Source organism: Corynebacterium sp. 1103A (assembly GCF_055700955.1).
In genome coordinates, this window is sequence record NZ_JASTTF010000005.1 from 119,262 (window position 1) to 144,812 (window position 25,551).

21 protein-coding genes and 1 pseudogene are annotated in these 25,551 nt (G+C 63.8%); 14 read left to right on the plus strand and 8 right to left on the minus strand.

The genetic code is table 11. The annotated features are described in order from the left end of the window. Nucleotides 1-19: 19 nt before the first annotated feature. The 3 genes from ctaE to ctaC form a co-directional block, all read right to left on the minus strand. Complete coding sequence (gene ctaE / locus QQS52_RS05660; RefSeq protein WP_435384069.1) at nucleotides 20-631, minus strand: aa3-type cytochrome oxidase subunit III; 612 nt, start codon at nucleotides 629-631, stop codon at nucleotides 20-22. A 567-nt stretch (nucleotides 632-1,198) separates the two neighbouring features. Further along, nucleotides 1,199-1,630 (minus strand): aa3-type cytochrome oxidase subunit IV, encoded by a 432-nt coding sequence (ctaF, locus tag QQS52_RS05665; protein ID WP_070769620.1) that lies wholly within the window; start codon nucleotides 1,628-1,630, stop codon nucleotides 1,199-1,201. A gap of 14 nt (nucleotides 1,631-1,644) precedes the next feature. Further along, a complete protein-coding gene (gene ctaC / locus QQS52_RS05670) occupies nucleotides 1,645-2,739 on the minus strand; it encodes an aa3-type cytochrome oxidase subunit II (protein ID WP_472772961.1) in 1,095 nt (364 codons plus the stop codon). A gap of 434 nt (nucleotides 2,740-3,173) precedes the next feature. Here ctaC and asnB point away from each other — a divergent pair, with 434 nt between their 5' ends. Further along, a complete protein-coding gene (gene asnB / locus QQS52_RS05675) occupies nucleotides 3,174-5,096 on the plus strand; it encodes an asparagine synthase (glutamine-hydrolyzing) (protein ID WP_472772962.1) in 1,923 nt (640 codons plus the stop codon). Nucleotides 5,097-5,222: 126 nt separating this feature from the next. On the opposite strand, the gene QQS52_RS05680 is transcribed toward asnB, so the two are convergent. Next, nucleotides 5,223-5,567: a HesB/IscA family protein gene (locus tag QQS52_RS05680; protein WP_070769617.1), complete on the minus strand. Its 345-nt coding sequence runs from the start codon at nucleotides 5,565-5,567 to the stop codon at nucleotides 5,223-5,225. Between the two features lie 192 nt (nucleotides 5,568-5,759). Here QQS52_RS05680 and QQS52_RS05685 point away from each other — a divergent pair, with 192 nt between their 5' ends. Together QQS52_RS05685 and QQS52_RS05690 are read left to right on the plus strand one after the other, a co-directional pair. After that, entirely contained in the window at nucleotides 5,760-6,488 is a 729-nt protein-coding gene (locus QQS52_RS05685) for a DUF3043 domain-containing protein (protein ID WP_472772963.1), read from the plus strand. 2 nt (nucleotides 6,489-6,490) lie between these two features. Further along, entirely contained in the window at nucleotides 6,491-7,465 is a 975-nt protein-coding gene (locus QQS52_RS05690) for a nicotinate-nucleotide--dimethylbenzimidazole phosphoribosyltransferase (RefSeq protein WP_472772964.1), read from the plus strand. A 34-nt stretch (nucleotides 7,466-7,499) separates the two neighbouring features. Here the strand turns inward: QQS52_RS05690 and QQS52_RS05695 are convergent, their stop codons facing one another. After that, complete coding sequence (locus QQS52_RS05695) at nucleotides 7,500-8,600, minus strand: branched-chain amino acid aminotransferase (RefSeq protein ID WP_472772965.1); 1,101 nt, start codon at nucleotides 8,598-8,600, stop codon at nucleotides 7,500-7,502. A 236-nt stretch (nucleotides 8,601-8,836) separates the two neighbouring features. Here QQS52_RS05695 and QQS52_RS05700 point away from each other — a divergent pair, with 236 nt between their 5' ends. Next, nucleotides 8,837-10,396 (plus strand): leucyl aminopeptidase, encoded by a 1,560-nt coding sequence (locus QQS52_RS05700; protein ID WP_472772966.1) that lies wholly within the window; start codon nucleotides 8,837-8,839, stop codon nucleotides 10,394-10,396. 19 nt (nucleotides 10,397-10,415) lie between these two features. On the opposite strand, the gene QQS52_RS05705 is transcribed toward QQS52_RS05700, so the two are convergent. Next, entirely contained in the window at nucleotides 10,416-10,811 is a 396-nt protein-coding gene (locus QQS52_RS05705) for an oxidoreductase (RefSeq protein WP_472772967.1), read from the minus strand. Nucleotides 10,812-10,984: 173 nt separating this feature from the next. On the opposite strand from QQS52_RS05705, the gene sucB reads away from it, so the two are divergent. From sucB to QQS52_RS05740, 7 genes are all read left to right on the plus strand, one after another. After that, nucleotides 10,985-12,727 (plus strand): 2-oxoglutarate dehydrogenase, E2 component, dihydrolipoamide succinyltransferase, encoded by a 1,743-nt coding sequence (gene sucB, locus QQS52_RS05710; protein ID WP_472772968.1) that lies wholly within the window; start codon nucleotides 10,985-10,987, stop codon nucleotides 12,725-12,727. Nucleotides 12,728-13,055: 328 nt separating this feature from the next. Further along, complete coding sequence (gene gcvP, locus QQS52_RS05715; protein WP_472772969.1) at nucleotides 13,056-15,911, plus strand: aminomethyl-transferring glycine dehydrogenase; 2,856 nt, start codon at nucleotides 13,056-13,058, stop codon at nucleotides 15,909-15,911. Then, nucleotides 15,912-17,024, plus strand: a complete 1,113-nt coding sequence (gene gcvT / locus QQS52_RS05720; protein ID WP_472772970.1) for a glycine cleavage system aminomethyltransferase GcvT — start codon at nucleotides 15,912-15,914, stop codon at nucleotides 17,022-17,024. A gap of 57 nt (nucleotides 17,025-17,081) precedes the next feature. After that, on the plus strand, nucleotides 17,082-17,471 hold the full coding sequence (gcvH, locus tag QQS52_RS05725) for a glycine cleavage system protein GcvH (RefSeq protein WP_472772971.1): 390 nt from the start codon (nucleotides 17,082-17,084) through the stop codon (nucleotides 17,469-17,471). A gap of 174 nt (nucleotides 17,472-17,645) precedes the next feature. Continuing rightward, nucleotides 17,646-18,482, plus strand: a complete 837-nt coding sequence (lipB, locus tag QQS52_RS05730; protein ID WP_472772972.1) for a lipoyl(octanoyl) transferase LipB — start codon at nucleotides 17,646-17,648, stop codon at nucleotides 18,480-18,482. A gap of 104 nt (nucleotides 18,483-18,586) precedes the next feature. Next, nucleotides 18,587-19,639, plus strand: a complete 1,053-nt coding sequence (gene lipA, locus QQS52_RS05735) for a lipoyl synthase (protein ID WP_290222535.1) — start codon at nucleotides 18,587-18,589, stop codon at nucleotides 19,637-19,639. A 116-nt stretch (nucleotides 19,640-19,755) separates the two neighbouring features. Then, complete coding sequence (locus QQS52_RS05740; protein ID WP_070767748.1) at nucleotides 19,756-20,541, plus strand: DUF4191 domain-containing protein; 786 nt, start codon at nucleotides 19,756-19,758, stop codon at nucleotides 20,539-20,541. 96 nt (nucleotides 20,542-20,637) lie between these two features. Here the strand turns inward: QQS52_RS05740 and QQS52_RS05745 are convergent, their stop codons facing one another. Continuing rightward, a complete protein-coding gene (locus QQS52_RS05745) occupies nucleotides 20,638-21,111 on the minus strand; it encodes an RDD family protein (protein WP_472772973.1) in 474 nt (157 codons plus the stop codon). A gap of 175 nt (nucleotides 21,112-21,286) precedes the next feature. On the opposite strand from QQS52_RS05745, the gene glnA reads away from it, so the two are divergent. The 3 genes from glnA to QQS52_RS05760 all read left to right on the plus strand — a co-directional run bounded on the left by glnA (nucleotide 21,287) and on the right by QQS52_RS05760 (nucleotide 24,895). Then, nucleotides 21,287-22,723 (plus strand): type I glutamate--ammonia ligase, encoded by a 1,437-nt coding sequence (gene glnA, locus QQS52_RS05750; protein WP_472772983.1) that lies wholly within the window; start codon nucleotides 21,287-21,289, stop codon nucleotides 22,721-22,723. A gap of 1,066 nt (nucleotides 22,724-23,789) precedes the next feature. Next, nucleotides 23,790-23,978, plus strand: a complete 189-nt coding sequence (locus QQS52_RS05755) for a hypothetical protein (RefSeq protein ID WP_472772974.1) — start codon at nucleotides 23,790-23,792, stop codon at nucleotides 23,976-23,978. Between the two features lie 455 nt (nucleotides 23,979-24,433). Further along, on the plus strand, nucleotides 24,434-24,895 hold the full coding sequence (locus QQS52_RS05760; RefSeq protein ID WP_472772975.1) for an integrase core domain-containing protein: 462 nt from the start codon (nucleotides 24,434-24,436) through the stop codon (nucleotides 24,893-24,895). Nucleotides 24,896-24,974: 79 nt separating this feature from the next. Here QQS52_RS05760 and QQS52_RS05765 read toward each other — a convergent pair. Continuing rightward, nucleotides 24,975-25,472, minus strand: a pseudogene (locus tag QQS52_RS05765) (transposase); the annotation flags it as partial. Between the last annotated feature and the right edge of the window lie 79 nt (nucleotides 25,473-25,551).

The following is a 25,551-nucleotide window of genomic DNA, read 5'->3' on the forward strand; positions in this document are numbered from 1 at the left end:
TGGCTCGGCTATCTACGGCCTACTGGACGAGGTAGATAACGACGAAAACGCCGATCCACACGACGTCCACAAAGTGCCAGTAGTAAGACACGGCCATGGCAGCGGTGGCCTGCGCCGGCGTGAACTTGGACTTGGCAATGCGGAGCAAAATGACCACGAAGCTCAACAGGCCACCGGTCACGTGGGCCGCGTGGAAGCCGGTCAGAATGTAGAAGACCGAACCGAACACGCTCGCCTGGACGGTAACCCCGTGGTGAATCAGCTCGTACCACTCGAAGGCCATAATGCCCAGGAACAAAACGCCCAGGAGGATGGTCACCGAGTACCAGAGCCGAAGCTTGAATACGTCACCCCTTTCTGCGGCGAAGACGCCGAACTGCGAGGTCACGGAGGAAAGCACCAGGACGCCCGTAATAAGGAAGCCCATCGGCACGTTGATTTGAGCGGTATGCTCCGCCCAATCGCCTTCCTGACCGTTAGCTCGGGATGTGAACCACATCGCGAACAGTCCGGCGAAGAACATTAACTCCTGCGACAGGAACACGATGGTGCCCACGCTGACCATATTGGGTCGGTTCAGCGCGGCAACACGTGGTGCTGCCATACCTTGATTAGAAACTGCGCTCGTCACGCCTATTAGTATGGCCGTTTCTCGACCCGAATTCATCTAGTTCCCCCCGCTTTCGCTATTAATTTTTCCGCGCACAGTCAGCAAAAACACAGAAAAGGCCGCATCTTCCGTTGAACAACGTTAATTTCGCCGCCAAACTCTCTCCCCAACCCCGCCATTCGCGCAGGTCAACGCCCCCTAAAGAACTACATACGCCAACACCTCACAACACCGAAATTCCGTGAGAACGAGACCGCGTCGGGTTGCAACCATTTCCGCCGAAAATCGAATGAGAGATAATTCACGTTCCGCGGCCGACAAAACCGCAGGCTTGCAACTTTCGTATTACCCCCAGGCGAAAATCGCTATAACGAGGGGTTTTAGCGCCAACTACCCGGCGGAAGACGTCGCCCGCTCCCCCGGCATCGTCTACAAAACCCAGGCATTTCCCACGCGACCAAAATTTTCTGGAGTTCGCGGGAACTTTCTGGAACTAGATACGACGAAGGCCCCGAGCCTCCCTCTGTGGGAGACCCAGGGCCTTGTCGTCTAAGAAGCTGCGGGGCGCCTACGGCGCGCAGTGTAAAGCTAGTGCTTTTCCTTCGGCAGACCGTACTGCAACGAGAGCTTGGCGGTAGCCCACACCAGCATGATGGCGCCCAAGACAATCATCCAGTAGTACATGAAGATGATGCCCAGACCCAGGACAGCGATGGCCATAGTCATCATGAACGGCCAGATGGATCCCGGGGAGAAGAAGCCCAGGATGCCGGCGGAATCCTCGGTCTCCGCCTCTTCCCAGTCCTCGGGGAGGACGTCAGAACGGGCGTCGGTGAACTGGATGTAGACCGCGAGCATCAGGGCCAGCAGGGCCGCAAGTGCCATGGCGACCATGCCTGCCCACTCGGGGCCGTGGCGGTAGCCGTCGTCCTTAACGAAGTTGACGGCGAAGATGTAGACGATTTCGGAGATCAACAGATATGTGAAGATCCCGTAAAAGACTTTTGCACCTACACGCATGGTTCAATATCTCCTTATGCCTGTGCCTTGTCGTTGGCGTCAACGTAGTTGTCGCCCTCCTGGGTGTCGCGCTGCGAATTGAACGGCTGGGTCGAGGTGGCATACGGAGCCTCACCGATGTGCGCCAGGGCCTCAGAATTCGGAGCGTCCGGGTTGTCGATGCGGTACTGCATGTACTCCTCGAACTTCTCCGGGGAAACGGCACGCAGCTCGAAGTTCATCATCGCGTGGTAGGTACCGCACATCTCAGCACAACGGCCGACGAAGGCGCCTTCCTTGTCGATGCTCTCCACCTGGAATGCGCGCTCCTGCTGGTTGTTCTCCGGGTGCGCGTACACGTCGCGCTTGAACAAGAACTCCGGAATCCAGAAACCGTGCGAGACGTCGCCGGAAGCCAGGCGGAACTCAATCGCGGTGTTGGTCGGCAGGACCAGAACCGGAACCTCTTCGGTGGTACCGACGGTCTCGATGTCGTTGAAGTTCAGGTAGGAGATGTCACCCTTGGACTTGCCGTGAATCGGGTTAGCGTTCTCGGTGCCCTCCGGGTCGATGGTGGATTCTTCCGCCAGACGGTTGCTCTCCTCATCGGTGCCGTCGTAGTCCTGGCCACCAGCCAGCGAACCGTCGACGGCGGCGTAGCCGAACTTCCAGTTCCACTGGTAAGCGGTCACGTCCACGGTCACCTTCGGGTCCTTGTCCAGGGCGGTGACCTTCTGCTGGGTCTGAACCGTGAAGAAGAACAGGGCCGTAATGATGATGATCGGGATAACAGTCAGCACCAGCTCCAGCGGGACGTTGTACTGCAGCTGCTTCGGGAACTCGCCCTTGCCCTGCTTCTTAGCCCGCTTGGCGCTCCACCGGAAGATGGCCACCAGGAACAGGCCCCACATGATGATACCGATAGTCCATGCAGCAACCCAGACCCAGATCCAGAAGTTGTACATCGCTTCCGCCTCCGGGGTAATGCCCCGCGGCCAGCCGAATCCCAGGACCTTGTTTACGGCCTCGGGAGCCTGCACATCACAGGCTGCGAGAGCACTGCCACCAAGTGCCAGTGCCCCCGCTAGACCAGCCTTCCGGGCCAGGTTGCGCTTATTACGCTGTCCCACGTGTGTTCTGCCTTTCTGTCCACACAAACTTCTTAAACGCTCTCAGAGCATTCCTATCTGTTTAGGATAGTGGATCCAGCTCGCATTTCTTAGCCGAATCCCAAGAACAGTCGCGCGCATTCCTTGGCCCGCGACCGTAACGGCCGATTATGTTACATGGTCATCGGCCTCTGCCGTTGATTATGCCCTTTAACTGCGATTTCTCTCCTGTTACCCAATTCACAGACACTTGGGCTGGCTATCATCCGAAAGTTCGCCCCTAAAGGTGGAAGCTACGCCGCTACCTCACCCCGCGGCGACAGCCGGCCGCCGTCCACAGGTCGCCCACAGCCAGTCCACAGCCCCGCCCTCGGAGCGCCAATAGCTATCTGCGCCCCGCGCCCCGTAAAATGCCAAGTTGTTCAGAAACTTTCTTAGCAAGGAGCGAGACCCGTATGTGCGGACTTTTGAGTTTGCTAGCCGCGAATCACAACGCCACGGACTACGTCCAGGCCGTTGAGAACGGACTGCCCTGTATGCGCCACCGTGGTCCGGACGCGGCCGGAACCTGGCACGACGACGACGCCGTCTTTGGCTTTAACCGCCTGTCCATCATCGATCTGGAGCACTCCCACCAGCCGCTGCGCTGGGGCCCGGCCGATGCCCCGGACCGCTACGCCCTGACCTTCAACGGCGAAATCTACAACTACCTGGAGCTACGCGAGGAGCTACAGGCCGCCGGCTACACCTTTAATACGGAAGGCGACGGCGAGCCCATCGCCGTCGGCTACCACCACTGGGGCGCAGACGTAGTCAACCACCTGCGCGGCATGTTCGGCATCGTCATCTGGGACACCCAGACCAAAACGATGTTCGCCGCCCGAGACCAGTTCGGCATCAAGCCGCTCTACTACGCCACCACCTCCGCCGGCACGGTCTTCGCCTCCGAGATGAAGTCCATCCTGGCCATGGCCGAGACCATCGGTCTAGATTTGAGCCTTGACAAGCAGGCCATCGAGCACTACGTGGACCTGCAGTACGTCCCGGAGCCGGAGTCCCTACACGCCAACATCCGCCGCGTCGAATCCGGCTGCACCGTGACCCTGAAGCCCGGCGGCGAGGTCGTCGCCGACCGCTACTTCCGCCCGACCTTCCCGGTCCAGAAGGTCGCTCAGGGCCAGGAGCAGCAGCTCTTCGACCGCATCGCGCGCGCCCTGGAGGACTCCGTCGAGAAGCATATGCGCGCGGACGTGACCGTCGGCTCCTTCCTCTCCGGCGGCATTGACTCCACGGCCATCGCCGCGCTGGCCAAGCGCCACAACGAAAACCTACTTACCTTTACCACCGGTTTTGAACGCGAGGGCTACTCCGAGGTCGACGTCGCCGCGGAATCCGCCGAGGCCATCGGCGTCGAACACATCGTCAAGATCGTCTCCCCAGAGGAGTACGCCGACGCCGTGCCGAAGATCATGTGGTACCTGGACAACCCGGTTGCGGATCCTTCGCTGGTTCCGCTGTACTTCGTGGCCCAGGAGGCCCGCAAGCACGTCAAGGTGGTGCTGTCCGGCGAGGGCGCCGACGAGCTCTTCGGCGGCTACACAATATATAAGGAACCGCTCTCCCTGGCGCCATTTGAGAAGATCCCCTCTCCCCTGCGCCGCGGGCTGGGCCAGCTCTCCCGCGTCCTGCCGGAGGGCATGAAGGGCAAGTCGCTGCTCAACCGCGGCTCGATGACTATGGAGGAGCGCTACTACGGCAACGCGCGTTCCTTCAACTTCGAGCAGCTCCACCGCGTCCTGCCGTGGGCCCGCCGCGAGTGGGACCACCGCGAGGTCACCGCCCCGATCTACGCTCAGTCCCAGGACTTCGATCCAGTCGCCCGCATGCAGCACCTGGACCTGTTTACCTGGATGCGCGGGGACATCCTGGTCAAGGCGGACAAGATGAACATGGCCAACTCCCTGGAGCTGCGCGTGCCCTTCCTGGACAAGGAGGTCTTCAAGGTCGCCGAGACCATCCCACACGACCTGAAGATTTCCCACGGGACCACCAAGTACGCACTCCGCAAGGCCCTGGAGCAGATCGTTCCGCCGCACGTGCTGCACCGCAAGAAGCTGGGCTTCCCGGTGCCCATGCGCCACTGGCTGGCCGGCGACGAGCTCTACGGCTGGGCCCAGGACCAGATCAACGCCTCGCAGACCGAGGACATCTTCAACAAGAAGGCCGTTCTGGAGATGCTCAAGGAGCACCGCGACGGCGTCAGCGACCACTCCCGCCGCCTGTGGACGGTCCTGTCCTTTATGATCTGGCACGGCATCTTCGTCGAAGACCGCATCGATCCGCAGATCGAGCAGCGCGACTACCCGGTCAAGCTCTAACGCCTGCAAGGTTCGCCGCTGAAGATAGCTAAAGCTTTGGGCTCGGCCCCCTGCCGTTGCAGGAGGGCCGAGCCCAAAGCTTTTTCTGCGTTGCGGCGAACTGGTGTGCTCGCCGCCAACGGCTATTTAGTTGAAGGAATCACCGCAGGCGCAGGAACCGCCGGCATTCGGGTTGTCGATGGTGAAACCCTGCTGCTCAATGGTGTCAGCGAAGTCGATCTTGGCGCCGGTCAGGTACGGAACGGACATTTTGTCCACGACGAGGTTCACGCCGCCGACCTGGTCGACCTTGTCGCCGTCCAGGGTGCGGTCATCGAAGTACAGCTGGTAGCGCAGGCCGGCGCAGCCGCCCGGCTGGACAGCAATACGCAGGGACAAATCGTCGCGGCCCTCCTGATCGAGCAGGGCCTTCGCCTTGGCGGCGGCGGCCTCGGTCAGGATGACGCCAGTAGCAGATGCTGGGGCGGTCATAAATACTCCTTGTTCGACTTGATTGTTCGACTGTGCGTCGTATCTTAGTGCTCTCCACCACCCTACTCGCCTCACTACCGTCAAGAAAGGCTGACGTGCCCAGCGGCGGGGTCATGGCTTGTATTCCTGTTCAACCGCGCGGGCGCGGGGCTTATTCCACTTTAGCCAACCAACCTTGTAACCTTGGGTGTTGTGAAACTACCGTGGCAAAAAGACAATCAGGACGCCGCTGCAGCGGACACCGCCGACCAGTCGGCCAGCGCCGGCTCGGCCGCGCATAACGGCAAGGCTGGCGCAGGCGAGGCCGGCCAGAACTACCCGAAAGGCTACACGCCGCCGAAGGGCCGGCCGACCCCGAAGCGCGCGGATCAGGAAATCGCCAAGGGCGTTATCCGCGATCCACACCGCATGTCTACTGCGCAGGCGCACCAGAACCGTAAAGAGCTAAAGAAGTCCATGTCCAAGGAAGAATGGAAGGACTACAAAGCCAAGGAGCGCGAGGAGCAGCGCAAGCGCAACCGCGAGACCCAAGAACGCATGGCCGCCGGCGACGAGCGCTACCTGCCGGCCCGCGACCGCGGCAAGGAGCGGGCTTATGCCCGCGACGTCGTCGACGTCGCGAATAGCCCCCTGCGCTTTACGATGCCCGGTGCACTGGCCTTGCTACTGTTCATGTTCGTCGGAACCTTCGTCCCGAGTATCTCCCCGGCGGTCTCGGCCGTGGGCATGGTCTTTATCCTGCTCTTCGCCGTGCTGGCCATCCTGCACGGCCGCCGCGTCAACAACGCAGTAAGGGTGAAGTTCCCCGGCACCACCGCGACCGGCTTCAGCCTCGGCAGCTACGCGGTAGGGCGGGCCACCCAGCCGCGCAAGTGGCGCGTCCCGCGCCCGCGGTTTAAGCCGGGCGAGGCACTGGCCTAGTCATGATGGAGTTGCAGGCGGATAGCGCGGCCAGCATCGGCGCGGCCGAGCGGCGCGAGCTCGCAGCCAAAGTGACCTTAAACCCGCGGGCCGCCGCCCTAGGGCGGATGTCCCTGCCGGTGGTCTGGCTGGCCGGCTGCCAACAGCGGGTCAGCCCTTCGCCGATATCCCGGCCGCGGGTGGTGGTCTTTGCCGGGGACAACGGCATCGCCCACGCCGACGTGCCGGTGTCACAGTGGCCCGCCAGCTTCACCACGGACTCGGTCCAGCAGCTTTCCGAGCACACCGGACCGATTGAGTTTCTGGCCAACCAGGCTGGGGCGCGCGTGCGCCTTATCCAGACGGGTACCTCCGCCCCGATCGATAGTGCTGACGCCATGGACGCGGAGCTGACCGCCCAAGCCTTCGACATCGGTATCAAGGCCGCCAACGCCAGCGCGGACGAGGGCGACGACGTGGTGATCCCGGCCGATATCGGCGCCGGCAACAGTACCGTGGCCGCGGCCATCGTCGGCCGCGTGACCGGCACCGAGCCGGTGGCCATCGTCCCCCACGGCGCACAAGTCCCGACGGAGCAATGGAAGCAGCAGGTCAGCGTGGTCCGCGACGCGATGTTCCGCAGCCGCGGCCTGGCCGACGAGCCGGCCGAGCTCATCCGTCTGCTGGGCTCGCCGGCGTTTGCCGCCGAGGTCGCCTTCATCGCGCAGTCGGCCGCGCGCCGCACCCCGGTGCTCATCGACGGCTCCTTCGGCGCCGCCGCGGCCATGCTGGCCGAGCGGCTAAGCCCGGGCACCCAGGAATGGGTCTTTGTAGCGACCTCCACCGCCACCCCGGCTTTCGAGCGCGCCGTGGCGGACCTTGGCCACGAGCCCTGGCTGGATCTGGCGGTTACGGCAGGCCAGGGCCTGGGCGCCCTGTCCGCCCTGCCGCTGATGAATTCGGCCGTGGAGCTTATCTCCACGGCCCTGGCGGACTAGCTCCGCAGCAGCCGCCGGGGCTAGGACCGGCCGTCTAGACCAGCGTGTGCAGCCACCCGTGGGGGTCGGGCTGGCTGCCGCGCTGGATGTCGGTGAGCTGCTTGCGCAGCGCCATGGTGACTTCCCCCGGCTCGTTGCCGTTGATGGTGAAGTCCACGTCCTTGCCCAGCACGCGGCCGACCGGGGTGATGACGGCGGCGGTACCGCAGGCGAAGGACTCGGTCATCTCGCCACTGTCGACTGCCGCGTGCCACTCCTCGGCGGAGATGCGGCGCTCCTCCACTTCGTAGCCGGCGTCCTGGGCGACCTGCAGAAGGGAGTCGCGGGTGATGCCGGGCAGCAGGGAGCCCGACAGCGCCGGGGTGACGATCCGGGAGTTGTCGCCGCTGCCGTAGACAAACATCAGGTTCATCCCGCCCATTTCCTCGATGTACTTGCGCTCCAGCGCGTCCAACCAGACGACCTGATCGCAGCCCTTCTCATCGGCCTGGGCCTGGGCCAGCAGGGAGCCCGCGTAGTTGCCGGCGAACTTCGCCGCTCCGGTCCCGCCCGGGGCGGCGCGCACGTAATCGGTAGACAGCCAGACGGAGACCGGCTTAACGCCGCCGGTGAAATAGGCCCCAGCCGGGGAAGCGATGACGATGTAGCGGTAAGACTTGGCCGGGTGGACGCCTAGGGACACCTCCGTGGAGATCATGAACGGGCGCAGGTAGAGCGAGTCTTCCCCGCCGGCGGCCGGGACCCAGTCCTTATCGACGGCGACCAACTGGGCTAGCGAGTTGGTGAATTCCTCGACGGGCAGCGGCGGCATCGCCAAGCGCTCGGCCGAGTGGATCATGCGCGCGGCGTTCTGCTCTGGGCGGAAGGTAGCCACGGTGCCATTCGGCTGGCGGTAGGCCTTGATGCCCTCGAAGATGGCCTGGCCGTAGTGGAAGACGTTGGAGGCCGGCGACATCTCCATGGGGCCGAAGGGGCGCACCTGGGCGTCGTGCCAGCCTTCCTCCTCGTTCCAGTCGATAGTGACCATGTGGTCGGTGAAATAGCGGCCGAAACCCGGGTTGTCGAGGATCTCGGCAATCCTTTCGGGGCTGGTCGGCTGGTCGGTACGGGTTACGGTGTAGTCAAGCAAAGTCATGTCCACACTCTACTCCGCCTTTCGGTCACCCAACCGGTTTTTATTAGCGAAACCCTTTGACCGCTGCCGCCCACCCCGCCCTTCGTCCCACCTGTTGGGAACCGCGGAGCCAAACCTTCCCCAGCCCGGCCCGCTGGCCGCTACAGTGGGGCCATACCCTAAAAATAGCTACACCACCCCGCTGCCGGCGGGGCGGGCAGACTGTAGTGACGGCTTTTAATAGGAGGATGACAACTATGGCTAAGAGGAAATCCCCAATCGAGATCCCGGGCGCCGGCGTGGTTCCCGCGGTTAAGCTCGCAAAGAAGATCCCGGAGAAGGCGCAGGCCTTGGTCATCGGTATCTTCGCCAGTGATGACGGCGTGGAGGTCCCCGCGTCCGCGGCGCTGGACGGCGAGGCCCTGCGCACCGTCCTCGACCAGCTGCTGGCCGTCGGCGCCACGGGCAAGACCGGATCGGTCCACCGCATCCCGGCCCCGCCCGAGGTCGGTACCGACTCCATCGTGGCGGTCGGCCTCGGCGAGGCTGAGCAGCTGGACGACGAGGCCCTGCGCCGGGCCGCCGGCAGCGCCGCCCGGGGCGTCCAAGGCTTGAATAAGGTAGCCACCACCCTGCACGAATTCGGTCTGGCCGCCGCCGTCGAGGGCATCATCCTGGGCGGCTACGTCCACCGGGGCTTGCGTTCCGACAAGCTGCCGGCGGACAAGAAGCCGGCGACTGTCTCCTTCCTCCTGCAGGACAAGAAAGACGCGGCCACCAAGAACGAGTTCAACACGGCCCGCGCCATCGCCCAGGCCACCGTCTTCACCCGCGACCTGGTCAACTGCCCGTCCAACGAGCTCTACCCCTCCGTCTACGCGGACATCCTGTCCTCCCACGCCACCGCCGCGGGCCTGGACGTCGAGGTGCTGGACGACAAGCAGCTGAAAAAGGAAGGCTTCGGCGGCATCCTGTCCGTGGGCCAGGGCTCGGCCCGCCCGCCGCGCCTGCTCCGCCTGACCTGGAACCCGTCCAAGGCGAAGCGCCACGTCGCGCTGGTGGGCAAGGGCATCACCTTCGACACCGGCGGCATCTCGCTGAAGCCGGGTGCCGGCATGTGGGACATGATCATGGACATGGGCGGCTCGGCCGCCGTGGCCGCCGCCACCCTGGCCGCGGCCTACCTTAAGCTGGACGTCGCGGTCACCGCGACCATCCCGCTGGCCGAGAACATGCCGTCTGGTTCCGCCACCCGCCCGGGCGATGTCATCACCCACTACGGCGGCACCACCTCCGAGGTGCTCAACACCGACGCTGAGGGCCGCCTGGTGCTGGCCGACGCCATCGCGCGCGCCAGCGAGGACAAGCCGGACTACCTCATCGACACCGCTACCCTGACCGGCGCCCAGATGGTTGCGCTGGGCAAGCGCACCGCCGGCGTCATGGGTACCGAAGAGTTCCGCGACGAGGTCGCCAACATCGGCCGCCGCGTGGGCGAAAACGCCTGGGCCGTGCCGCTGCTGGAAGAGCACAACGAGTCGCTGAAGTCGGATAACGCCGACATCCGCAACATCAACGCCCAGCGCGAGGGCGGCATGCAGTTCGCCGGCACCTACCTGGAGCACTTCGTCGGCGAGGGCATCAACTGGGCCCACATCGACGTCGCCGGCCCCGCCTGGAACGGCGACGGCGCCCGCGGCTACACCCCCAAGCGCGCCACTGGCGTGCCGACCCGCACCATCATTGCCGTCCTACAGCAGGTCGCCGGGGCGGGCAGCACCGACGCGACCGAGGCCACCACCGACGACGAGGATTAATCGTTCGAGGACTAATCCATTAAGAATCGGGATTTTCGCCGCGCTCAAACCGGGCGCGGCGAATTTTTTGTTCTTCCCGCTTGCGCAGGATCCGGTCGCGCTCCATTTTGCGGCGCATCCGCTCCGGGTAGCCGGTCTCCTCGACGTCGTAGACTGGGCAGTCCAACAGCTTGGCCACGGCGTCGATGCCCTTGGGGCCGCCGATGCGCCGCCGGATGAAGTCGCCGCCCTCATCGACGACGATCACCGACATCTCATTGACGATGGTCTCCGGCTCCACGAAGACCTCGACCCACCCACGGGGGCGCGCCCAGCCCTGCAGATCGCGTGCATCCTGCTCACGGATGGTTTCCCCGGGGGCGCGGGGCGGCTTCAGCGGAGACTTAGAGCGACGTCGGCGGAAAGGGTTGAACACGGCACACTATCCTAGTGATGTAAACAGTTTTCCGGTAACTCACACCTAGTCTTCGGCAGCCTGTGAGGCGGAACACCGCTTTAGGGGTGAGATAATGCGCGACGAATTGACCGAACCGGTAGGCTGTTGACAAAAGGTTTGTTATTTCCAACTTTCGAGGAGTCTTAATTCTCATGGCGCACTCCGTTGAGATGCCCGAACTGGGCGAATCCGTAACTGAAGGCACTATTACTCAGTGGCTCAAGTCTGTGGGCGACACCGTCGAGGTCGACGAGCCGTTGCTCGAGGTCTCCACCGACAAAGTCGATACCGAAATCCCTTCCCCGGTTGCGGGTACCCTCTTGGAGATTAAGGCCGACGAGGACGACACCATCGAAGTCGGCGAGGTCATCGCCACCATCGGCGACGAGGGCGAGTCCACCGACTCCGACTCTGATTCCAAGGCTGAAGCCAAGGAAGAAGAAAAGGCCGAAGAGCCGAAGAAGGAAGAAAAGGCCGAGGAATCCTCCTCCAAGGATTCCGGCGCTTCCGGGGATGCCACCGACGTCGAGATGCCCGAGCTGGGCGAGTCCGTCACCGAGGGCACCATCACCCAGTGGCTGAAGTCCGTCGGCGACACCGTCGAGGTCGACGAGCCGCTGCTCGAGGTCTCCACCGACAAGGTCGACACCGAAATCCCATCCCCGGTCGCCGGCACCCTGCAGGAGATCCTGGCCGACGAGGACGACACCATCGAAGTCGGCGAAGTCATCGCCCGCATCGGCGACGGCTCCGCCCCGGCCAAGTCCGACGACTCCGACTCCGACTCTGATTCCAAGGCTGAAGCCAAGGAAGAAGAAAAGGCCGAAGAGCCAAAGAAGGAAGAAAAGGCCGAGGAGTCCTCCGCCAAGGAAGAAAAGAAGGACGAGGCCCCGAAGAAGGACGAGTCCGCGGCTAAGAACACCTCCGCGAAGGTCAACAACGGCGACAACGTCCCGTACGTGACCCCGCTGGTGCGCAAGCTGGCTGACAAACACGGCGTTGACCTGAACTCCGTGGAAGGCACCGGCGTCGGCGGCCGCATCCGCAAGCAGGACGTGCTGGCTGCTGCCGGCGAGGGCGAGGCCCCGAAGTCCGGCTCCGACAAGGCTGCCTCCGGCAAGTCCGGCGGGCGCGCCAACTGGTCCACCAAGTCCGTGGATCCGGAGAAGCAAGAGCTCATCGGCACCACCCAGAAGGTCAACCGCATCCGCGAAATCACCGCCTCCAAGATGGTCGAGGCCCTGCAAATTTCCGCGCAGCTGACCCACGTGCAGGAAGTCGACGTCACCGCGGTGGCCGACATGCGCAAGAAGAACAAGCAGGCGTTCATCGACAAGTACGGCGCCAACCTGTCCTACCTGCCGTTCATCGTGAAGGCCACCGTCGAGGCGCTGGTCTCCCACCCGAACGTCAACGCCTCCTACAACCCGGAGACCAAGGAGATGACCTACCACGCGGACGTGAACGTGGCCATCGCCGTGGACACCCCGCGCGGCCTGCTCACCCCGGTCATCCACAAGGCGCAGGACAAGACCCTGCCGGAGATCGCCCAGGCTATCGCTGAGCTGGCCGACAAGGCCCGCAACAACAAGCTGAAGCCGAACGATCTGACCGGTGCTACCTTCACCGTGACCAACATCGGCTCCGAGGGCGCCCTACTGGACACCCCGATCCTGGTTCCGCCGCAGGCCGGTATCCTGGGCACCGCGGCCATCACCAAGCGCCCGGTAGTGGTTAATGACGATGGCCAGGACGCCATCGCCATCCGCCAGATGTGCTACCTGCCGTTCACCTATGACCACCAGGTGGTCGACGGTGCTGACGCGGGCCGCTTCATCACCACCATCAAGGACCGCCTGGAGACCGCGGACTTCGAGTCCGATCTGGCTCTCTAAGCCAGCTAAGACGCGGCCTTGAACCGCCGGCCTTGCCGGGCCGGCCGAGCCCCCGTTGCATTTTCCTATGACTTTAGGGAAAGGCAACGGGGGCTTCCTCTTTGGCCAACTACCCCCGCGACCCCCTTGTGGGGCAGATTTGGTCACAGTTTTTTGGTCCAGTTGGAGATGTCACTAACCCCCGCACGCGGGGCCGACGTCCCCGAAGCGTGGCGAGGCGTATTTAACGCGCTGTGGTTGGGGGTGAAAAGGCCCGGGGGTGTGGCGCACAACAATATACTGGTGTTCCGTATGGCCGTTTTGCCTACCCAATCAAGGAGTAACGCTAATGGAATTCATCTCCCGTCACCTCGGGCCAGATGCCACCGAACAATCTAGGATGCTGGAGGCGGTGGGTTATTCCACCGTTGAAGACTTGGTCGACGCCGCTATCCCGGCCAAGATTCGGACCGACCAGCGGCCGGAGCTGCCGGGCCTGTCGGAACCGCTCAGCGAGTACGACGCCCAGGAACGCCTGCGCGAGCTGGCTGGCAAGAACCGCCTGCTGAAGTCCTTCTACGGTCAGGGCTACAGCGACACCATTACCCCGCCGGTCATCCGCCGCGGCCTCCTCGAGGACGCCGGGTGGTACACCGCTTATACCCCGTACCAGCCGGAGATTTCCCAGGGCCGCCTGGAAGCGCTCCTCAACTTCCAGACTATGATCCAGGACCTGACCGGCCTGCCGATCGCGAACGCCTCTCTGCTGGATGAGGCCTCCGCCGTGGCCGAGGCCGTCGGCCTGATGTCCCGCGCGGTCAAGAAGGGCCGCCGCGTGGTCCTGGACGAGCGCCTCCACCCGCAGGTGCTCAACGTCGCCGCCGAACGCGCCCGCGCCATCGAGCTGGAGGTCATCGTCGCGGACCTGACCGACGGCCTGGCCGGCGAGGACATCGTCGGCGTGGTCGCGGCCTACACCGGCACCGAGGGCGATATCTTCGACCCGCGCTCGGTCATCGAGGAGGCCCACTCCCGCGGCGCCCTGGCCGCCGTGGTCGCCGACCCGCTCTCCCTGACGCTGCTGGAAGCCCCCGGCGAGATGGGTGCCGACATCGTCACGGGCAGTTCCCAGCGCTTCGGCGTGCCGCTGTTCTTCGGTGGCCCGCACGCCGCGTTTATCTCCGTCACTGACAAGCTCAAGCGCCAGATCCCGGGCCGCATCGTGGGCGTGTCCAAGGACGCCGAGGGCCGCCCGGCCTACCGCCTGGCCCTGCAGACCCGCGAGCAGCACATCCGCCGCGAGCGCGCCACCTCCAATATCTGCACCGCCCAGGCGCTGCTGGCCAACGTCGCCTCCATGTACGCGGTCTACCACGGCCCGCAGGGACTGAAGGCAATCGGCGAGCGCGTGCACGGCCTGGCCTCTACCTTCGCCGCCGCCGTCAAGGGCGAGGGCCTGGATCTGGCCGCCGAGGACTTCTTCGACACCGTCACCGTCACCGGCGTGGACGCCGCCGCCATCAAGTCCTCCCTGCAGGAGGCCGGCTATCTGGTCCGCGCCATCGGCAGCGACACGGTCTCGGTCTCCTTCGGCGAGTCCGCTACCCATGCCGACGTCGAGGCCCTTGCCAAGGCCTTCGGCGGCGATGTCGCGGACACCGAACCCTTTGCCCTGCCGGAAGCCTTCCAGCGCTCCACCCCGTTCCTGGAGCACGAGATCTTCAACTCCCTGCACTCCGAGACCCAGATGATGCGCTACCTGCGCGAGCTGGCCGACAAGGACCTAGCACTCGACCGCAGCATGATCCCGCTGGGCTCGTGCACCATGAAGCTGAACCCGACCGCGGCGATGGAGCCCATCTCCTGGCCAGAGTTCGCGGGTATCCACCCTTACGCCCCAGAGGAGACTACCGCCGGCTGGCGCGAGCTCATCACCCAGACGGAGGACTGGCTGGCTGCGCTTACCGGTTACGCCAAGGTCTCGATCCAGCCGAACGCGGGCTCCCAGGGCGAGCTCGCCGGCCTGCTGGCCATCCGCCGCTACCACGTGGCCAACGGCGACAATGGCCGCGACGTCGTGCTCATTCCGGCGTCTGCCCACGGCACCAACGCCGCCTCGGCGACCCTTGCCAACCTGCGCGTGAGCGTGGTCAAGACCGCCGACGACGGCTCGATTGACCTGGCGGACCTGGACAAGAAGATCGAACAACACGGCGAGCACATCGCCGGCATCATGATCACCTACCCGTCTACCCACGGCGTCTTTGACCCCGAGGTCCGCGAGGTCTGCGATAAGATCCACGCCGCCGGCGGCCAGGTCTACATCGACGGCGCGAATATGAACGCACTGACCGGCTGGGCCCAGCCGGGCCAGTTCGGCGGCGACGTCAGCCACCTGAACCTGCACAAGACCTTCACCATCCCGCACGGCGGTGGCGGCCCGGGTATCGGCCCGGTGGCCGTAGCCGAGCACCTCATCCCGTTCCTGCCGTCCAACGCCGCCGACCCGGCTCACGATGCCACCGAGGCCACCCCGGTCGGCGAGGGCGTGCCGAACACGGCCAGCCAGTACGGCTCCGCCGGCGTGCTGCCCATTTCCTGGGCCTACCTGGCCATGGCCGGCTTCCAGGGCCTGCAGCAGGCCTCCGCGCACGCCATCCTGGGCGCGAACTACCTGGCCCACGAGCTGCACGATTCCTTCCCGATCCTCTACACCGGCAACGCCGGCCTGGTCGCGCACGAGTGCATCCTGGACCTGCGCGAGCTGACCGACAAGTCCGGCGTGACCGCCGCGGATGTGGCCAAGCGCCTCATCGACTTCGGCTTCCACGCCCCCACCCTGGCCTTCCCGGTCGCCGGCACCCTGATGGTCGAGCCGACCGAGTCCGAGGACAAGGGCGAGCTGGATCGCTTCATCGAAGCCATGCGCACCATCCGCGCCGAAATCCAGGAAATCATCGACGGCAAGGTCGCCTACGAGGATTCCGTCATCGCCCACGCCCCGTTCACGGCGCTGTCCGTGTCCAGCAACGACTGGGCTTACAGCTTTAGCCGCGAGCAGGCCGCCTGGCCGGTGGACACGCTGCGCCGCGGCAAGTACTTCGCCCCGGTCCGCCGCCTAGACGAGGCCTACGGCGACCGCAACCTCGTCTGCTCCTGCCCGCCGCCGGAGGCTTTCGAGATGACCAACGAAAAGGAGAGCTAAATGTCCGAACTACGCAATTCCCCGCTGCATGCTGAGCACGAGAAGCTCGGCGCCACCTTCACCGCCTTCGGACCGTGGAACATGCCGCTGAAGTACGCCAACGAGCTGGACGAGCACCGCGCCGTGCGCGAGGCCGCCGGGCTGTTCGACCTGTCGCACATGGGTGAAATCTGGGTCACCGGCCCGGACGCGGCCAAGTTCCTGTCCTACGCGCTCATCTCCAACCTGGAAACCGTCAAAGTGGGCAAGGCCAAGTACTCCATGGTCGCCGCCGAAGACGGCGGCATCATCGACGACCTCATCTCCTACCGTTTCGAGGAGGAGAAATTCCTGGTGGTGCCGAACGCCGGCAACACCCAGGCCGTCTGGGAGACATTCCAGGAGCGCGCGAAAGACTTCGACGTACAACTCAAAAACGAGTCTCAGGACGTGGCGATGATCGCCGTCCAGGGCCCGAAGGCTGCCGAGATCCTCGTCCCGCTGGTCGAGGACAATAAGCAGGACGCTGTCTATGAGCTCGGCTACTACGCCGCCACCATGGGCAAGGTGGCCCGCAAGTTCGCCATCGTCGCCCGCACCGGCTACACCGGCGAGGACGGCTTCGAGCTCATCGTCTACAACGCGGACGCCCCGGAGCTGTGGAACGAGCTCCTGCGCGCCGGCGAGGAATACGGCATCAAGCCGTGCGGCCTGGCTGCGCGCGACTCCCTGCGCCTGGAGGCCGGCATGCCGCTCTACGGCAACGAGCTGTCCCGGGATATCACCCCGGTCGAGGCTGGCATGTCCCGCGCCTTCGCCAAAAAGGAAGCGGACTTCGTGGGCGCGAAAACCATGCGGGCGCGCGCCGCCGAGGGTCCGCAGCAGGTCATCACCGGCCTGGAGTCTTCCCAGCGCCGCGCGGCCCGCTCCGGCGCCGAGGTCTACGTGGGAGATACCCACGTGGGCACCGTGACCTCTGGGCAGCCCTCGCCGACGCTGGGCCACCCGGTCGCCCTGGCGCTGCTGGATACCTCCGCGGGCCTGGAGCCCGGCGCCGAGGTCGAGGTCGACATCCGCGGCAAGCGCTACCCGTTCAACGTAACGGCCTTGCCGTTTTACAAGCGGGACAAGTAAAACCGTTCTAAGATAAAGCTCGATAACGCCCGATCCTTTCAGAAAGGACTTTTACCCATGGCCAACCTGCCTGATAGCTACTCCTACTCCGAGGACCACGAGTGGCTGGCTACCGCTCCGAACGACGTCGTGGGCAAGACCGTCCGCGTGGGCATCACCTCAGTCGCCACTGAACGCCTGGGCGAGGTCGTCTTCGCCGAACTGCCTGCCGTCGGCGACTCCATCACCGCGGGCGACTCCTGCGGCGAGGTCGAGTCCACCAAGTCCGTCTCCGACCTGTTCGCTCCGGTCACCGGCACCGTGACCGCCGTGAACGAGGGCGTGCACGATGATTACTCCGTCATCAACAACGATCCCTTCGGCGACGGCTGGCTCTTCGAGGTTGAGGTTTCCGAGGCCGGCGAGCTGATGAGCGCCGCCGACTACGCCGCTGCCAACGGCATCTAAGACCCATCTCAGCCGCGCGCTGGCCCCGTACCAGCGCCCCGCGCCCCCGGCAAGACCCGGTAGCCCGCCCTTGGATGTACACGGACGCGCTTCCGCGTGCTGGGGGTGCTTTTGTATACCCAGTTGGGCATCCGCCCGTGGCCTGGCGGCCGAGGCGAATTACAATGGGTATCTATGACTGCACCGCGCGATCCTTTCTTCCCCGCCGACCGCTCCATTCGCGCTGACAACGCGCCCTTGGACATCCGCCACCTGGGCCGGATGGACTACCAGGAAGCCTGGGACCTGCAGGCCGACCTGGCCAAGCAGCGCGCCCGGGGGGATATCGGGGACACGGTGCTGGTGGTCGAACACCCCAGCGTTTACACGGCCGGCAAGCGCACCATGGAATCCGACATGCCGGATAACGGCCAGCCCGTCATCACCGTCGACCGCGGCGGCCGGATTACCTGGCACGGGGAAGGCCAGCTCGTGGTCTACCCCATCATCCGCCTGGCCGAGCCCGTCGACGTGGTCGACTACGTCCGCCGTCTGGAGGAGGCCACCATCCAGACCGTGCGGCAGATGGGGGTCACCACCGCCGGGCGCATCGACGGCCGCTCCGGGGTCTGGGTGCCGTCCACCACGGAGCCGAAGGACCCGCAGGCCCCGCACCGCGACCGCAAGATCGCCGCGCTGGGCATCCGCATTACCCGCAGGGTGACCATGCACGGCCTAGCCCTGAACTGCTGCAACACGCTCGAGTTCTACGAGCACATCGTGGCCTGCGGCATCGACGACGCCGACGTGACCACGTTGTCTCTTGAGCTCGGCCGCCACGTCGGCCTAGAGGAGGCCACCGAGCCGTTGCTGGGTGCGCTTGACGATGCCCTCTCGGGCCGCCTCGTCGTCGCCGACCACACCTTCGGCACTGCGCCGGATCCGACCAAGCTAGCCAACGAGGCCCGCCGGCGCGCCCGCCAGCAGGCCGCCACCCCCGAACGAACGACCCCGGAAGCCAACCAGGAATGATCACACCGCTTTCGTGGTTGTGACTGAGACATCCCCGGGGTGCCGGACGCCCCGAAAACCGGACATTTTCCACTTCGCCAACTCAACAACGTAGGGTAGACAACGTGACTATTAAGCCTGAAGGACGCAAGCTGCTACGCATCGAGAAAAAGAATGCGGAATCTCCGATCGAGCAGAAACCCCGATGGATCCGTAACCAGGTGCGCACCGGCCCTGGCTACGAAGATATGCGCAACCGCGTCGCCGGCGCCTCCCTGCACACGGTCTGCCAGGAGGCCGGCTGCCCTAACATCCACGAATGTTGGGAATCCCGCGAGGCCACCTTCCTCATCGGCGGCGACTCCTGTACTCGCCGCTGCGATTTCTGCGATATCAAGACCGGCAAGCCGGACGCCCTGGACACGGACGAGCCGCGCCGGGTGGCCGAAAACATCCGGGAGATGGACCTGAACTACACGACCATCACCGGCGTGACCCGCGACGACCTGCCGGACGAGGGAGCGTGGCTCTACGCCGAGGTGGTGCGCAAGATCCACGAGCTGAACCCGCACACCGGCGTGGAAAACCTCACCCCGGATTTCTCCGGCAAGCCGGACCTGTTGCAGGAGGTCTTCGAGGCCGAGCCGGAGGTCTTCGCCCACAACCTGGAGACGGTCCCGCGCATCTTCCGCCGCATCCGCCCGGCCTTCCGCTACGAGCGCTCCCTGGACGTTATCCGCCAGGCGCACGACTACGGGCTTATCACCAAGTCCAACCTCATCCTCGGCATGGGCGAGACCGCAGAGGAGATCGAGGAGGCCCTGCGCGACCTGCGCTCGGCCGGATGCGACATCATCACCATTACCCAGTACCTGCGTCCCGGCCCGCGCTTCCACCCCATCGAGCGCTGGGTCCGCCCGGAGGAGTTCGTCTCCCACTCGAAGCTCGCTAAGTCCTTGGGCTTCGGCGGCGTCATGTCCGGACCGCTGGTGCGCTCCTCCTACCGCGCCGGCCGCCTGTATGTTCAGGCCATGGAGGCCCGCGGCCGCGAGCTGCCTGCCCACCTGTCCCACCTGGCCGAGACCTCGAAGGGCGCTACCGCCCAGGAGGCCTCCACGTTGCTGGACAAGTACGGCCCGTCCGAGGAGACCCCGGTGACCGCACGCGTCAAGAGCTAAGCCACTGCCAGGCACTCAACTGCCTGCCTTTTAGCTGACTTCGTACTGTTGCGGGGCCGCGCCACAGCGCGGCCCCCGTTTCCAGTTTGCGGACACAACCCTTTAAAGTAGAGGGCATGGCACAGGGAAATACTAAGGCCGATCTCAAGGCCGCAAAGAAGGCAGAGAAGAAAGCCAAGCGCGAAAAAGGCAAGCAGACACGCCGCCAGATGTGGCAGGCGTTCCAGATGCAGCGCAAGCAGGATAAGGCGCTTATCCCGCTGATGCTGCTGGCCTTCTTGGGGCTGGGCCTGCTCTTCTTCCTCATCGGCATGCTCTTCAACGGGCAGTGGTTCATGCTGCCCATCGGCCTGGCGCTGGGCGCGCTTTTGGCCATGTTCATCTTTACCCGCCGCCTCGAGCGCGACATGTACAAAAAGGTCGAGGACCAGAAGGGCGTGGCCGGATACGCGCTGGAGAACCAGCTGCGCAACACCGTCGGCATCGCCTGGAAGGTCGAGCAGGGCGTCGCGGTCACCCGCCACCAGGACCTGGTCCACCGGGTCATCGGTAACCCGGGCGTCGTGCTGGTCTGCGAGGGCGACAAGAAGCGCCTGTCCGCTACCGTGGGGCAGCTGAAAAAGCGCATCGACAAGCTCGCCGCCGGCGTGCCGGTCTACGAGGTCTACGTCGGTGAAGGCGAGGGCGAGGTGCCGCTGGCCAAGCTGCGCAGCCACATCATGCGCCTGCCGCGTAACTACAACAAGAACGAGGTCTACGCCAACGCCCGCCGCATCGAGGCCATGGATTCCCTGCCGGGCCAGATGCCGGGCGTGCCCAAGGGCCCCATGCCCCAGCAGGCCCGCAACATGTCCGGCATGAACCGCCGCATGCGACGCGCCGCCGGCCGCAAGAAGAAATAAGGTCCCCGCGCCAGATAATAACGGCGCCCGCCTCCTTCCCGAATGATCTCGGGATGGGAGGCGGGCGCCGTTGTTTCTTGACGGGCCGGGCTGCGCCTAGGCCATGATGACCGTGGTGCCAGTGCCACGGTCGTGCATGCCGCGCCCGTCGGCGTCGACCATGGCGGCCGGGAAGAAGACGGCCGTGAGCAGCGTGCGCACGGCCGCGCGCCAGAAACCCACGCGGGTGCCGGGGGCGTCGACGCGGGCCACGCCCATGCCCAGCACCGCCATTCCGGGGGTACGGGCAAAGAGCCAGCCGAAGACGATGCCCAGGATGATCCAGATGCCATACCCCAGGGTGGCGGCCGCGCCGAGGGCGTCGGTGAACTGGGTGATGATGAGGGCCAGGACCATGCTGATACCCCAGTCGATCAGCACCCCGCCGGCGCGGCGCATGACCGAAGCCTGCGCGCCGGAACCGCTTTTCGGCAGGCCAAGCAGCTCCCCGGGCCACCGGGAGACTGCCTCGGCGGAATCATATTCACCAGGGATGCTGGGGCCGTCCAGCCAGGTTTTCTTTTCAGCCATGCCCACTAATTTAGCGGGGTTTTAGGGGAGAAGAAAACCCCGCTGCGAAATCCCAAAACCTATCGGGTAATAGGTGGTTTGTTAAAGTGGTAAGGCAATCCCTCATATGTGTCGAGGCAGCGCGTAAAATCTTTGCCTAAAGCCCATTTTTATCTCAATATTCAGGAGCATGACCATGGCTTTCGAGACCGTTCAGGACATCGTAAAGTTTATTCAGAACGAAGACGTCCGCTTTGTCGATATCCGCTTTACCGATGTCCCGGGCATCGAGCACCACTTCAGCATCCCCGCCTCCGAGTTCGACGGGGACGCCGCCGCCGAGGGCCTAGCCTTCGACGGCTCTTCCATCCGCGGGTTCACCTCCATCGACGAATCCGACATGACGCTGCTGCCGGATCCGTCCTCTGCCATGATCGACCCGTTCCGCACCGAGAAGACCCTGAACATCAAGTGCTTCGTGCACGACCCGTTCACCCTCGAGCCCTTCTCCCGCGACCCGCGCAACATCGCCCGCAAGGCCGAGGAGTACCTCAACTCCACCGGTATCGCTGACACCTGCTTCTTCGGCGCGGAGGCCGAGTTCTACGTATTCGACTCGGTGCGCTACTCCACCGACGTCCACGAGGGATTCTTCAAGGTCGACTCCGACGAGGGCTGGTGGAACCGCAGCGCCGAGACCAACATCGACGGCACCCCGAACACCGGCTACAAGACCCGCGTGAAGGGAGGGTACTTCCCCACCGCGCCGTACGACAAGACCGGCGAAGTCCGCGACGCCATGGTCCGCAACCTGCAGGACGCCGGCTTCGACGTCGAGCGCTTCCACCACGAGGTCGGCACCGGCGGTCAGAACGAGATAAACTACCGCTTCAACTCCATGCTGCACGCGGCCGACGATGTCCAGTCCTTCAAGTACATCATCAAGAACACCGCCGCGGCCTACGGCAAGACCGCTACCTTCATGCCCAAGCCGCTAGCCGGCGACAACGGCTCCGGCATGCACGCCCACATGTCCCTGTGGAAGGACGGCACCCCGCTCTTCCACGACGAGTCCGGCTACGGCGGCCTGTCTGACACCGCCCGCTACTACATCGGCGGCATCCTGCACCACGCCGGCGCGGTTTTGGCCTTTACCAACCCGACGCTGAACTCCTACCACCGCCTGGTGCCTGGCTTCGAGGCCCCCATCAACCTGGTCTACTCGCAGCGTAACCGCTCTGCGGCCATCCGCATCCCGATTACCGGCTCCAACCCGAAGGCCAAGCGCATCGAGTTCCGCGCCCCGGACCCGTCCGGCAACCCGTACCTGGGCTTTGCCGCCATGATGCTGGCCGGCATCGACGGCGTGAAGAACCGCTTGGAGCCTCACGCCCCGGTCGACAAGGATCTCTACGAGCTCCCGCCGGAGGAGGCCGCCTCCATCCCGCAGGCCCCGACCTCCCTGGAGGCCTCCCTGGAGGCCCTGCGCAACGACATGGACTTCCTGACCGAGGGCGACGTCTTCACCGAGGACCTCATCGAGTCCTACATCAAGCTCAAGGAAGACGAGGAAATCACCCCGGCCCGCCTGCGTCCGACCCCGCTCGAGTACGAAATGTACTTCGACTGCTAGTTCCCTAGGGACTTTTACGGTTCTAACGAGCGGAGATTTGCGAATCTCTATCAAATAGCCCGGCCCCGTGGACTTTCGCAGAAAGAATGTTCACGGGGCCGGACTTTTGTCTATCCACCGCCTATTTTCCGCAGTATTCGCTGCCTGCATGACCCGAACATGACGATCACTCACGGCTGTTAGACCACGGACCCAAGCAGGGTCTCGTGGCCTCCTATGCAGCCTCTTCGGCGGGCGGCGCGTTGCCCCATGCCAGCCCGATGACATGATCATCAACGCGCTTCTTGCGAGGACGCCCTCCCCAAGGAGGCGTCGGGCAAGTTCGGCGTCGCGTCCGCGTTTGAGGTAGCCAATGACTCGAAGCCCGTTCGACGCGGCGACAAGAACGGTGAGAAGCATGGCGAAGCCATCAAAGCCGCGCATGCCACGCTTCGCTCGGTCTCCAAGCCCAAGCGCGACGTCATGCTTGGCACTAGCGTTTCGGGCCTGGATGGCAGCACGGCCGCGCTTGTAGGTGTCATGCCATTCTTGCGTATAGACGGCCGGCCCCTGGTGAAGGTGCTTATTGATGTTGTCCACGCCACCTTTGTCAAGGTAGAGCGGAACGGTGACAGACCTACCAGAACAGGCTTTGCCCCGTTGACGCTCGACGGGAACCTGTTTGATAGACAATGGCAGCGGCGCCCGACCACCAAGCGTTCGTCTTGCCGCCGCCTTCTTTGCCTGTGAGTCATTCTTGCGAGCTGGACAGGACGCCTTGCCCTCTAGTGCCGGACAAGCAAAGCGGATGGAACCATCTTCATTGATTTGCTTCGTCCGCATACGCAGGTCTTCACGCTGGGCAACGAGACGCTCGAATTACTCTACAGTGATGTCGCCCGCGTCCAGCGCTGCACGCGGGTCCAGAAGCTGTGGCATTGCCTTAATTGCCGGACAGTATGCTTGTCCGTCCACAAATACAACGCCCTCATACTCGCCCTGGATATGGAGTGCCTTAGGTTTTTAGGTCCGGGTGACTTGAGTGTTGTCCATTGATGCCCTGCCTGTGGGTGGGGAGAATGGATGAATGGTGAAGAAGTTCAGTAAACACACTCCCGAGCAGATTGTTCGCAAGCTGGATAAGGCTCGAGAACTCAGAGAATCAGGATCGACCACGGCTCAAATCCTCACCGCGCTGGGGATCAGCGAAGCCACGCTGAACAGGTGGCAGGCAACCTATGGGGCGATGGCCAAGAGCGAAGCTAAAGAGCTTTAGCGATTGCGCGAGGAAAACACGCGCCTCAAACGTCTCCTTGGGCAGGCAGAGCTGGAAAAGGCGGCATGGAAAGAATTATCGGAGGCAAACTTCTAAGCCCAGCTCGCCGTCATGATGCCGTCTGGCATCTCGATGGGCTGGGCTACTGCCAAAGGCGTGCCTGCCAGATCGTTGGACTCTCTCGTAGTGCTTATCGGCGCGCTAGGATCCGTCAGGGCAAGCCGGATAAGTACGCGGGCCTAAGGGCGTGGATGCACGAGTTCGCGCGTGATCACCGCCGGTGGGGACACCGGCGCGCCTGGAGGACCGCCCTGACCGAGGGGTATGGGATATGCCGGGAAACCTTCCGGCGGATTTGGCGTGAAGAAGGCCTGCGCGTCCTACCCAGGAAGAAGCGCAAACGCGTCGATGGTCACGGCCAGCGCGATGTTCCTGCCGGCCAGTAACCGAACGACGTGTGGGCGCTGGATTTCCAGTTCGATTCAACATGGCACGGCAAGACGATCACGATCTGCAACATCATCGATGAATACACTCGCGAGCACGTCGCCTTCACGGTCGACAAGAAGATCGACGCGGACTCGGTGATCGAGCTGCTCGACCTCGCTTGTTGTGACCAAGGCGGGCGCCCGCGGGTGATCCGGATGGATAACGACCCCGAGTTCATCGCTCATGCGCTCAAGAAATGGGCTGGGGAGGATGAAACGATTCAGGCGTTTATCCCGCCAGGACAGCCCTGGCATAACGGGTATGTCGAGTCTTTCGACAACCGAATGCGTGACCAACTCTTAGAAGACAACAGCATCGAAAATCTCGAACATGCACGGATGCTCGTGGGACAGTGGTCGCAGCGGTACAATGACTTCCACCCGCATTCCTCGCTGGGCTACCTCAGCCCGCGGAAGTATGCGGAATAATGGAAACATGAAAACGGTCAAGTCCCGTGGAGGGGTGTAGCCGTTTAGCTTTCGGCTCGGTATGAAGTTCAGGGTTGGGTTAGGCGGTTAGCTGGCAGTGGTCATTGTGGTCACCTCCAGGTTGGTCGCGATGACGCATGAGTCGTTTGGTGTGTTCGAGTGCTGATAGTGACATGTAGCGTTTTTGCTGGATCCAATCGTCGTGTTGTTCAGCAAGGACCGCGCCGACAAGCCGGATGATGGATTCGCGGTTCGGGAAGATGCCCACAACATCGGTGCGCCGGCGGATTTCTCGGTTTAACCTCTCTGTGGGGTTGTTTGACCAGATCTTTGACCACACTGGTTTCGGGGCTGCGGTAAACGCCAATACTTCATCGAGTGATTCCTCCAAGTAGGTCGCAACCTGCGGAAACTTCGGCTCTAGTAGGTCGACAACCTCACGGGCTTGGGACCAGGTGGATGCGGCGTCAGGTTACTGGAAGATGGTCTGGAACATCGCAGAGACCATCGGCCACTGGGTCTTGGGGACTTTCTCGTAGAGGTTTTTCGCGAAATGGGTGCGGCACCGCTGCCACGACGGAGCGTGTCAAGTTGTTTGTGTGTGAGGTTAGGTTTATAGGTACTTATCGAAGCGGTCGGGGTAGGCCACGGCCATT